The organism is Klebsiella sp. Ech2A (assembly GCF_030078455.1).
Lineage (GTDB): Bacteria > Pseudomonadota > Gammaproteobacteria > Enterobacterales > Enterobacteriaceae > Klebsiella > Klebsiella terrigena.
In genome coordinates this window covers 1-10,613 of record NZ_JAQGFU010000152.1, presented here as the reverse complement: position 1 = coordinate 10,613, position 10,613 = coordinate 1, and the positions used below count along the sequence as shown (strand labels likewise).

12 protein-coding genes are annotated in these 10,613 nt (G+C 61.3%); 8 read left to right on the top strand and 4 right to left on the bottom strand.

What is annotated here, in order from left to right; all coding sequences use genetic code 11:
- From PFH44_RS20600 to mltB, 3 genes are all read right to left on the bottom strand, one after another.
- Positions 1-635 (bottom strand): metal ABC transporter permease (locus PFH44_RS20600; RefSeq protein WP_283825990.1); only part of this gene is annotated, 635 nt, incomplete at its 3' end.
- Complete coding sequence (locus PFH44_RS20595) at positions 632-1,342, bottom strand: metal ABC transporter ATP-binding protein (protein ID WP_161795691.1); 711 nt, start codon at positions 1,340-1,342, stop codon at positions 632-634. The genes PFH44_RS20595 and PFH44_RS20600, both read right to left, overlap by 4 nt.
- 203 nt (positions 1,343-1,545) lie before the next feature.
- The gene (mltB, locus tag PFH44_RS20590; RefSeq protein WP_283825989.1) at positions 1,546-2,622 is read right to left on the bottom strand and encodes a lytic murein transglycosylase B; all 1,077 of its coding nucleotides are present in this window, start codon (positions 2,620-2,622) and stop codon (positions 1,546-1,548) included.
- Positions 2,623-2,920: 298 nt separating this feature from the next.
- On the opposite strand from mltB, the gene srlA reads away from it, so the two are divergent.
- From srlA to gutQ, 7 genes are all read left to right on the top strand, one after another.
- On the top strand, positions 2,921-3,484 hold the full coding sequence (gene srlA / locus PFH44_RS20585; protein ID WP_132513143.1) for a PTS glucitol/sorbitol transporter subunit IIC: 564 nt from the start codon (positions 2,921-2,923) through the stop codon (positions 3,482-3,484).
- Positions 3,481-4,452 carry a PTS glucitol/sorbitol transporter subunit IIB gene (gene srlE, locus PFH44_RS20580; protein WP_283825988.1) on the top strand — a complete coding sequence of 324 codons (972 nt, stop codon included), beginning with the start codon at positions 3,481-3,483 and terminating at the stop codon, positions 4,450-4,452. The genes srlA and srlE overlap by 4 nt, the downstream gene beginning before the upstream one ends.
- 13 nt (positions 4,453-4,465) lie before the next feature.
- Positions 4,466-4,828, top strand: coding sequence for a PTS glucitol/sorbitol transporter subunit IIA (gene srlB, locus PFH44_RS20575; protein WP_045857690.1), 363 nt, complete (start codon positions 4,466-4,468; stop codon positions 4,826-4,828).
- A gap of 17 nt (positions 4,829-4,845) precedes the next feature.
- Positions 4,846-5,625: a sorbitol-6-phosphate dehydrogenase gene (gene srlD, locus PFH44_RS20570; protein ID WP_283825987.1), complete on the top strand. Its 780-nt coding sequence runs from the start codon at positions 4,846-4,848 to the stop codon at positions 5,623-5,625.
- Positions 5,626-5,690: 65 nt separating this feature from the next.
- On the top strand, positions 5,691-6,050 hold the full coding sequence (gene gutM / locus PFH44_RS20565; RefSeq protein WP_283825986.1) for a transcriptional regulator GutM: 360 nt from the start codon (positions 5,691-5,693) through the stop codon (positions 6,048-6,050).
- 68 nt (positions 6,051-6,118) lie between these two features.
- Positions 6,119-6,892, top strand: a complete 774-nt coding sequence (gene srlR / locus PFH44_RS20560; RefSeq protein WP_095098414.1) for a glucitol operon DNA-binding transcriptional repressor SrlR — start codon at positions 6,119-6,121, stop codon at positions 6,890-6,892.
- The gene (gene gutQ / locus PFH44_RS20555) at positions 6,885-7,850 is read left to right on the top strand and encodes an arabinose-5-phosphate isomerase GutQ (protein ID WP_045857682.1); all 966 of its coding nucleotides are present in this window, start codon (positions 6,885-6,887) and stop codon (positions 7,848-7,850) included. The genes srlR and gutQ overlap by 8 nt, the downstream gene beginning before the upstream one ends.
- Here gutQ and norR read toward each other — a convergent pair.
- Complete coding sequence (gene norR, locus PFH44_RS20550; RefSeq protein ID WP_283825985.1) at positions 7,813-9,357, bottom strand: nitric oxide reductase transcriptional regulator NorR; 1,545 nt, start codon at positions 9,355-9,357, stop codon at positions 7,813-7,815. The two genes, gutQ and norR, sit on opposite strands and share 38 nt — an antisense overlap.
- 187 nt (positions 9,358-9,544) lie before the next feature.
- Here norR and norV point away from each other — a divergent pair.
- A partial coding sequence (norV, locus tag PFH44_RS20545) for an anaerobic nitric oxide reductase flavorubredoxin (RefSeq protein ID WP_283825984.1) occupies positions 9,545-10,613 on the top strand: 1,069 nt, incomplete at its 3' end.

The window sequence follows — 10,613 nt, the reverse complement described above, 5'->3', positions numbered from 1 at the left end:
ATCATCACGCCCACCGCCATCAGGGTGCCCAGCACCTGGAAACCCGCCACCAGGTTCAGCACCAGCAGGGCCAGAAACAGGCCGTGCAGCAGCGCAGGCAGCCGGCGGTTATTGACCTGCAGCCACGCGCTGTCAAAAGCCTCGCTCACCAGCCCGCGGTAGAGCAGCGCGACGCAGATCAGCGTCAGGCTGGCGACCCCGGCGACGAACAGCGCCGCATCCTTATCCACCGCCAGAATCGAACCAAACAGCAGATGCAGCAGATCGACGCTGGAGCCGCGCAGCGACACCAGCGTCACCCCCAGCGCCAGCGAGCCAAGATAAAACCCGGCGAAGCTAGCGTCCTCTTTGAGCGGCGTGCGGCGGCTGACCCACCCCGCCACCAGCGCCACCGCAATGCCGGCGATAAAACCGCCCACCGACATCGCCAGCAGCGACATGCCGTTAAGCAGGTAACCCACCGCGACGCCGGGCAAAATCGCGTGCGACAGGGCATCGCCCATCAGGCTCATGCGCCGCAGCAGCAGGAAAACCCCAAGCACGGTGGTGCTCAGCGAGAGCGCGAGGCATACCACCAGCGCGCGGCGCATAAAGCCGAATTCGATAAAGGGCTGAAAGAAGGTGTGCCAGATCATGCCAGCCTCGCGGATTCGAAGGCGGGAAGCACCTCGCCGGTCTCGCCCCAGCGGGCGTGCCGGGATTCGAGCAGCAGGGTTTCCGGAAAATATTCGGCGACGCGCTGATTATCGTGCAGCACCGCCAGCACGGTCTGCCCCTGCCGGTGCATCTCGAGGATCAGCGTCATCAGCTCGCGGCTGGTCGACTCATCGATCCCGGTAAAGGGCTCGTCGAGCATCACCAGCGGGGCCTGCTGGACCATCACCCTGGCAAACAGCATGCGCTGGAACTGCCCGCCGGACAGCGCTTCAATCGGCGTTTTCGCCATTGACGCCAGGCCAACGCGATCCAGCGCCGCGTCAACGCGCCGGCGGAACTCGCCGCCTATGCCGCGCAGAAGCGAGACCTGCGGCCAGGCGCCCTGGTTCACCACGTCCCGAACCACGAGGGGAAACTGTGATTCCAGCGAATGCCGCTGCGCCAGCCAGCCGATAACCGGGCGCGACGCGCGCCAGTGCAGGCAGCCGCTCACCGGGGGAATAAACCCGGCCAGCGTTTTTAACAGCGTCGATTTACCGCAGCCGTTAAGGCCGACGATGGCCGTCAGGCTGCCTGCAGCGATAACGCCGCTTAGCGCGGGGGTGATCGCCAGCTCTTCATACCCGGCTACCAGGTTTTCCAGTTCGATCATGGCAGGGTTACCGCCCACCAGGTCGCCAGCCACAGCAGCGCCAGCAGGACGCAGGCGAAGCCCACGCGCAGCGCGGCGGAGCTTGAAAAAAGAGAGATGAACATCTTTGCCTCAATCAATATGTTATAACGTAACATTATTGGATCGGCGGAATAATGTAAATCAGCGTCAACGAAGGGAAATGCTGCAAAATGTAACAGACTCCCCTCCGGGCAGAGGGAAGTCTCGGGGAAGGCCTACTGCCCGCGGGCCTGAGAAACGGCCAGGCCGAGCTGCCAGACGGCCATCGCGTAGTGGGTGCTGTGGTTATAGCGGGTGATGGTGTAGAAGTTCGGCAGCCCGTACCAGTACTGGTAGCCGGTGCCGATATCGAGGCGCAGCAGGCTCGCCTGCTGATGGTTACCCAGCGGCTGCGTTGGCGTCAGGCCGGCCGCCGTCAGCTGCGATACGCTGTAACTGGTCTTAAAGCCGTTCTCCAGCCCCGGCGCCTGGCCCATTGCCGGTACCGCAACCAGATCGCCGCTCACCCAGCCGTGCTGCTTGAAGTAGTTGGCCACGCTGCCGATCGCATCCACCGGGTCCCACAGGTTGATATGCCCGTCGCCGTTGAAATCCACCGCGTACTGGCGGTACGAGGAGGGCATAAACTGGCCGTAGCCCATGGCGCCGGCGAACGAGCCTTTGAGGTCCAGCGGATCGTCGCTTTCGCTACGCGCCATCAGCAGGAAGGTTTCCAGCTCGCCGGAGAAGTACTCCGCGCGTCGCGGATAGCTAAAGGAGAGCGTCGCCAGCGCGTCGAGAATGCGGGTTTTCCCCATCACGCGGCCCCAGCGGGTTTCGACGCCGATAATACCGACGATGATTTCCGGCGGCACGCCGTAGACCTGCCAGGCGCGGTTCAGCGCGTCCTGATACTGATTCCAGAACGCCACGCCGTTTTGCACGTTATCCGGGGTAATGAACTGCTTTTTGTAGCGCAACCACGCGCCGTTCGGCCCGGTCGGCGGCAGCCCGCTCGGGGCCTGACGGTCCATCAGGCGCAGGACGTAGTCCAGGCGCTTAGCCTGGAAGAGAATTTCGTGCAGCTGCTGCCGGTCAAACCCGTGCTTGCTCACCATTTTGTCGATGAACTGCTCCGCAGCAGGATTGTTGGCGAAATCTCCCCCCATATTCATAACGTTATGCTGCGGCTCCAGCAGGAAGCCACCGGATCCTCCCGTGGTCTCCGTTACTGCGGTGGCTTTAGGTTTGCTGCTACAGGCAGCGAGGAGTACGCACAGCGGGAGTAGTGCCAGATAGCGACGCTTCAACATGGGGCTTCCATTTAACAAATTCGGCAAAGGGTAATTATGGTAAAGCATGCGGCCGTCAACAAGGAAGCGGCAATCTATTCGCGGACAAAATAGTCCTGCCGGTCCCGCCTCTCTCCCCGTCCGACGATCCGCCTCCCGGCATCTTCTCAGGGCAAAAATTTCATCCAGCCGGCAATAAACTTTCAAATTAAAATATTTATCTTTCATTTTGCGATCAATTTAACACTTTTAAACCTTTCAAAGTGATTAAAATCAGCTGCCAGTTAGCAAGAAAAATAACGCTACAAAGGAGAGAATAATGATCGAAGTTATTACCCACGGCGCCGAATGGTTTATCGGCCTGTTTCAGAAAGGGGGCGAGGTCTTTACCGGGATGGTGACCGGGATCCTGCCCCTGCTGATCAGCCTGCTGGTTATCATGAACGCGCTGATCAACTTTATCGGCCAGCAGCGGATCGAAAGGCTGGCGCAGCGCTGCGCCGGCAATCCGGTCTCCCGCTACCTGCTGCTGCCCTGCATCGGGACCTTCGTTTTCTGCAACCCAATGACCCTGAGCCTCGGGCGCTTTATGCCCGAGAAGTACAAGCCCAGCTACTACGCGGCGGCCTCCTACAGCTGCCACTCCATGAACGGCCTGTTTCCCCATATCAACCCCGGCGAGCTGTTCGTCTATCTCGGGATCGCCAACGGCTTAACCACCCTCGGCCTGCCGCTGGGGCCGCTGGCGGTGAGCTATCTGCTGGTCGGCCTGGTGACCAACTTCTTCCGCGGCTGGGTGACCGACCTGACTACCTCCATTTTTGAGAAAAAAATGGCCATCCAGCTTGCACAAAAAGTGCATCTGTCCGGAGCTGCATCATGACGCGTATTCGTATTGAAAAAGGGGCCAGCGGCTGGGGCGGCCCGCTGGAGCTGGACGCCGTCGAAGGCAAAAAAATTGTCTATATCACCGCCGGAACCCGCCCGGCGATCGTCGACAAGCTCGCCCGGCTCACCGGCTGGCCGGCCGTGGACGGCTTTAAAGAGGGAGAACCGCCGGAAGATGAGATCGGCGTCGCCATTATCGACTGCGGCGGCACCCTGCGCTGCGGCATCTACCCGAAGCGGCGGATTCCGACCATCAATATCCACGCTACCGGCAAGTCCGGGCCGCTGGCGCAGTATATCCTTGAGGACATCTACGTCTCGGGGGTTAAGGAAGAGAATATCCACCCCGTCGACGGCGCCGACGCCAGCGAACCGGCCCCGCGTCAGCCCGCGGGCCGCGATTACGACGCCAGTAAAAAAATCACCGAGCAGAGCGACGGCCTGCTGGCCAGGGTCGGCATGGGAATGGGCTCCGTGGTGGCGGTGCTGTTCCAGGCCGGGCGCGACACCATCGACACGGTGCTGAAAACCATCCTGCCGTTTATGGCCTTCGTCTCGGCGCTGATCGGCATCATCATGGCCTCGGGCATTGGCGACTGGATTGCCCACGGCCTGGCGCCGCTCGCCAGCCATCCGCTGGGGCTGGTGACGCTGGCGCTGATCTGCTCCTTCCCGCTGCTGTCGCCGTTCCTCGGCCCTGGCGCGGTTATCGCCCAGGTTATCGGCGTGCTGATCGGCGTGCAGATTGGCCTCGGCAATATTCCGCCGCATCTCGCCCTCCCCGCCCTGTTTGCGATTAACGCCCAGGCGGCCTGCGACTTTATTCCGGTCGGCCTGTCGCTTGCCGAAGCCCGGCAGGAGACGGTGCGCGTCGGGGTGCCTTCGGTGCTGGTCAGCCGCTTCCTGACCGGCGCGCCAACGGTGCTGATCGCCTGGTTCGTTTCCGGATTTATTTACCAATAAGAGGTTCCTGAAGATGACCGTGATTTACCAGACCACCATTACGCACATCGGCGCCAGCGCGACGATGGCGCTGGAGGAGCAGATGCTGATTACCTTCCGCGAGGGCGCGCCGGCGGATATCGAAGAGTACTGCTTTATTCACAACCACGGCGAGCTTGTCGGCGCGCTGGCGCCGGGGGCGCAGCTGCAGCTGGGAGAACAGCGCTATCCGGTCACCGCGGTGGGCGAGGTGGCGGAACAGAATCTGCGCGAGCTGGGCCATATCACGCTGCGCTTCGACGGCCACCGCGTGGCGGAGTTTCCGGGGACGGTTCACGTGGCCGGCCCGGTACCGGAGGCGATCGCCCCCGGCTGTGTACTGAAATTTTTTGCTTAGGCTGTAAGGAGAGAACTATGAGTCAGGTTGCTGTTGTCATCGGCGGAGGACAAACCTTAGGTGAGTTTCTGTGTCGTGGCCTCGCCGCGCAGGGGTATCGCGTGGCGGTGGTGGATATTCAAAGCGATAAGGCCACCAGCGTGGCGCAGGCGATTAACGCCGAGTATGGCGAAGGAACGGCGTACGGTTTTGGCGCCGATGCGACCAGCGAGGCCAGCGTCGTCGCGCTCGCCCGCGGCGTGGACGAGATATTCGCCCGCGTGGATCTGCTGGTCTACAGCGCCGGGATCGCCAGGGCGGCCTTTATCAGCGACTTTACGCTGGGCGACTTCGACCGCTCGCTGCAGGTCAACCTGGTGGGCTACTTCCTCTGCGCCCGGGAGTTTTCACGGCTGATGATCCGCGACGGCATTCAAGGACGCATCATTCAGATCAACTCCAAATCCGGCAAGGTGGGCAGCAAGCATAATTCCGGCTACAGCGCGGCGAAGTTTGGCGGCGTGGGGCTGACCCAGTCGCTGGCGCTGGATCTGGCGGAGTACGGCATTACCGTCCACGCGCTGATGCTCGGCAACCTGCTGAAGTCGCCGATGTTCCAGTCGCTGCTGCCGCAGTACGCCCACAAGCTGGGCATTGCCGAAGACGAGGTCGAGCAGTACTACGTCGACAAGGTTCCGCTCAAGCGCGGCTGTGACTATCAGGACGTGCTCAACGTGCTGATGTTCTACGCCAGCCCGCAGGCCTCCTACTGCACCGGGCAGTCCATCAACGTCACCGGCGGCCAGGTGATGTTTTAACCGCCGGCTCCCGGATCGCGCCGCGATCCGGGTTCTTCCCGCTACCACGCCTTAAGGAGATATTCATGGTTAGCGCATTGATTACCGTCGCCGCCATCGCCTGGATCGCCCAGCTCGCCTTCGGCGGCTGGCAGATCCGCCGCTTTAACCGCGCGTTTGATACGCTCTGTCAGCAGGGCCGAGTCGGCGTCGGGCGCTCGGCGGGCCGCTTCAGGCCGCGGGCAGTCGTCGCCATCGCGGTTGATGAGCACGACCGCGTCAGCGGCACGCTGCTGATGAAGGGCCTGACCGTCTTCGCCCGTCCGCAGCAAATTCCGGCGCTTGAGGGCAAACTTTTGCAGGAATTGCGGCCGGATATGATCTTTCCCCATGATCCGCTCTGCCGGAATGCACTATCATTAGCGCTTAAACCGAAACATGTATAATTTCGTTGTAAAAGTAAATATCTTGCGAAATTATCACATCGAAACTTTAAACGCAGGATGTAACCGCTATGAAACCACGTCAGCGACAGGCAGCTATTCTTGAGCATCTGCAGTCGCAGGGTAAGTGCTCGGTCGAGGAGCTGGCGCAACACTTCGATACCACCGGCACGACGATCCGCAAGGATCTGGTAACCCTCGAACACGCCGGCACCGTCATTCGCACCTACGGCGGAGTGGTGTTGAATAAAGACGAAAGCGACCCGCCTATCGATCATAAGACGCTGATCAATACCGCCAAGAAGGCGCGCATCGCCGAGGCCGCCGTGCGTTTTATCCACGACGGCGACTCGATCATCCTCGATGCCGGCAGTACGGTGCTGCAGATGGTGCCCCTGCTCAGCCGCTTCAATAACATCACCGTCATGACCAACAGCCTGCATATCGTCAACGCCCTCTCTGAGCTTGATAATGAACAAACGATCCTGATGCCCGGCGGCACCTTTCGCAAAAAATCAGCCTCCTTTCACGGGCAGCTGGCGGAGAATGCCTTCGAGCAGTTCAGCTTCGACAAGCTGTTTATGGGGACCGACGGCATCGACCTCAACGCCGGGGTCACCACCTTCAACGAGGTGTATACCGTCAGCAAAGCGATGTGCAACGCCGCCAGGGAGGTGATCCTGATGGCCGACTCGTCGAAGTTTGGCCGCAAGAGCCCGAACATCGTCTGCGGCCTTGAAAGCGTGGATATGCTGATTACCGATGCCGGCATCGACCCGACCTTCCAGCGGGCGCTGGAAGAGCAAGGCATCAAAGTGATTATAACTGGAGAAGATCATGAGTAACTTTCTGTTAGAAGCCGGACGCCAGACCCTGCTGCTGGAGCTCCAGGAGGCGAGCCGCCTGCCTGAACGCCTGGGCGACGACTTCATCCGCGCGGCGGAAACCATCATCCACTGCGAAGGCAAACTGATTGTTTCCGGCATCGGCAAGTCGGGCCATATCGGCAAAAAGCTGGCGGCGACCTTTGCCAGCACCGGCACGCCGGCGTTTTTTGTCCACCCGGCGGAGGCGCTGCACGGCGATCTGGGGATGCTCGACGGTCGCGACGTGATGCTCTTTATCTCCTATTCCGGCGGGGCGAAGGAGCTCGACCTGATCGTGCCCCGGCTGGAGGAAAAATCGATTCCCCTGCTGGCGATGACCGGCAAATCGAAATCCCCGCTGGCGCTGGCGGCCAGGGCGGTGCTGGACATTGCCGTAGAGCGCGAAGCCTGCCCGATGCACCTCGCCCCGACCTCCAGCACCGTCAACACCCTGATGCTCGGCGACGCGCTGGCGATGGCGGTGATGCAGGCCCGCGGCTTCAATGAAGAGGATTTTGCCCGCTCGCATCCGGCCGGCGCGCTCGGCGCACGGCTGCTGAATAAGGTCCATCATCTGATGCGTCGCGACGAGGAAGTGCCGCGCGTTGACGTCACCGCCAGCGTGATGGCCGCCATGCTCGAACTCAGCCGCACCGGGCTGGGGCTGGTGGCGGTATGCGATGCGCAAAACCGCGTCGAGGGCGTATTCACCGACGGCGACCTGCGCCGCTGGCTGGTGGGCGGCGGCACCCTTGAGGATACCGTCAGCCGGGCGATGACCCGCAGCGGCGTGACGCTGCAGGCCGAGAGCCGCGCGGTTGAAGCCAAAGAGCGCCTGATGAAGCACAAAATCAGCGCCGCCCCGGTAGTGGATGAAAGTGGCCAGCTGGTCGGCGCGATTAACCTGCAGAACTTTTATCAGGCCGGGATTCTTTAAGCCCCAGACGCTTCGCCAGCCGATGCAGGTTGGCGACGTCCAGCGCCAGCGCCCGGGCCGCCGCCGCCCAGCTGCGGTTATTTTCCGCCAGAGCCCGGGCGATCGCCTCGCGCTGGAACGCTTCCGTCGCCTCGCGCAGGTTTATTGCCTGGGTCGACGCCAGCGGCGCGGCGCTCGGCAGGTTCGGCGCTTCGCCGGCAAACTGAAAGTGCTGCGGCTCCAGCACGATGTCATCGCCCGCCTGGGTCGCCCGCGCCAGCACCACCGCGCGATGAATCGCATGCTCCAGCTCGCGGACGTTGCCCGGCCACGACCAGGCGCCCAGCCTTGCCCGCGCGGCGCCGCTTAACACCACCTGCCCCAGCCCCATCCGCAGACGGCACTGCTCGCAGAAATAGCCCGCCAGCAGCACCACGTCCTGGTCCCGCTCGCGCAGCGCCGGCACCGACAGCGGAAAGACGCTCAGCCGGTGATAGAGATCGGCGCGAAAGCGCCCTTCGACCACCTCCTGGCGCAGGTCGCGGTTGGTGGCCGCCAGCACCCGCACGTCCACCCGCAGGCTGCGATCGTCCCCGACGCGCTGAATGTCGCCATACTGCAGCACGCGCAGCAGCTTCGCCTGCAGCGCCAGCGACAGCTCGCCGATCTCATCGAGGAACAGCGTGCCGTTATCGGCCATTTCAAACTTGCCGCTGCGGTTGCTGATGGCCCCGGTAAAGGCCCCTTTGACGTGGCCGAACAGCTCGCTCTCGGCCACGCTTTCCGGCAGCGCCGCGCAGTTAAGATAGACCAGCGGATTGGCGGCGCGCGGCGAGCCCTGATGCACGGCTTTCGCCACCAGCTCCTTGCCGGTGCCGGTTTCACCGTCAATCAGCACGTTGAGATCCGATGCCGCGACGATATCAATCTCCTTTTTCAGCTGCAGCATCGGCGCCGAAAGGCCAATAATCTCCTGGCGGTCGGCGGCCGGGTAGCTCGCGCTCGGCTCCGGCAGCACGTTCTGGTTCTCCAGGCGGGCAATTAGCAGCGCGTTGTTGAGCGCCCCCGCCACCAGCGCGGCAATCAGCCGCAGCTCCTCATCGCTGAAGCTGTCAAAGCGGTCGGCGTCCATGCCGTCGAGGGTCAGCGCGCCGATCAGCGTCTGCCCGGCAAACAGCGGCAGCCCTACGCAGGCGTGAACCTTGAGGCTTTCCTGGCCGGGGATCAGCCCGTCATACGGGTCCGGCAGGTCGCTATCCGCCGGGAAGCGCACCACGTCGCCGGCGCGGGCGATAGCCTCTAAACGCGGATGCCCTTCGAGGGAAAAGCGCCGCCCCAGCACGTCCTGGGCGAGGCCGTCGATCGCCAGCGGCACAAACTGGTGCGCCTCATAGCGCAGCAGCGCCGAGGCATCGCAGCCGAGGATCTGCCGCAGGGTGGCGATCAGGCGCGGGAAGCGGTCGGCGTGGCCGATATCGCTTTGCAAATCAATGGCGATTTTCGCCAGCGCCTCTACGGAAAAGCTCATCGCTGCCTCACTGTCATTTTGACAATCAAAATAGTCATAACGACTATTTTAACCATTGTCATTTTGACATCAACATTTTTAACGAAAAATAATAAATCAATAAAAATCAATTAATTAAAAAATTGGCACGCAACTTGATATAAGCAAAACATCTTATTTTGAAAACGCTGAATTAATTGAGGTTGCTATGTCTATTCTGGTTAAAAATAACATTCATTGGGTTGGCCAACGCGACTGGGAAGTGCGCGATTTCCACGGAACCGAATATAAAACGCTGCGCGGCAGCAGCTACAACAGCTATCTCATCCGCGAAGAAAAGAACGTCCTGATCGATACCGTGGATCATAAATTCAGCCGCGAGTTCGTGCAGAACCTGCGCAGCGAAATCGACCTCGCCGATATCGACTACATCGTGATTAACCATGCGGAAGAGGACCACGCCGGGGCGCTGACCGAGCTGATGAACTCGATCCCGGACACCCCGATTTACTGCACCGCCAACGCCATCGACTCCATCACCGGCCACCACCATCACCCCGAGTGGAACTTTAACGTGGTGAAAACCGGCGACAGCCTCGACCTCGGCAACGGTAAGCAGCTGATCTTCGTGGAAACCCCGATGCTGCACTGGCCGGACAGCATGATGACCTATATGACCGGCGACGCGGTGCTGTTCAGCAACGACGCCTTCGGCCAGCACTACTGCGACGAGCACCTGTTCAACGACGAAGTGGATCAGACCGAGCTGTTCGAACAGTGCCAGCGCTACTACGCCAACATCCTGACGCCGTTCAGCCGCCTGGTGACGCCGAAAATTACCGAAATCCTCGGGTTCAACCTGCCGGTGGATATGATCGCCACCTCCCACGGCGTAGTATGGCGCGACAACCCGACGCAAATCGTCGAGCTGTACCTGAAATGGGCGGCGGATTATCAGGAAGACCGCATCACCATTTTCTACGACACCATGTCCAACAACACCCGCATGATGGCCGACGCTATCGCCCAGGGCATCACCGACATCGACCCGCGCGTGGCGGTGAAAATCTTTAACGTCGCCCGCAGCGACAAAAACGAAATTCTCACCAACGTCTTCCGCTCAAAAGGCGTGCTGGTAGGCACCTCGACCATGAACAACGTCATGATGCCGAAAATCGCCGGCCTGGTGGAAGAGATGACCGGCCTGCGTTTTCGCAACAAGCGCGCCAGCGCCTTTGGCTCCCACGGCTGGAGCGGCGGCGCGGGTGACCGCCTCC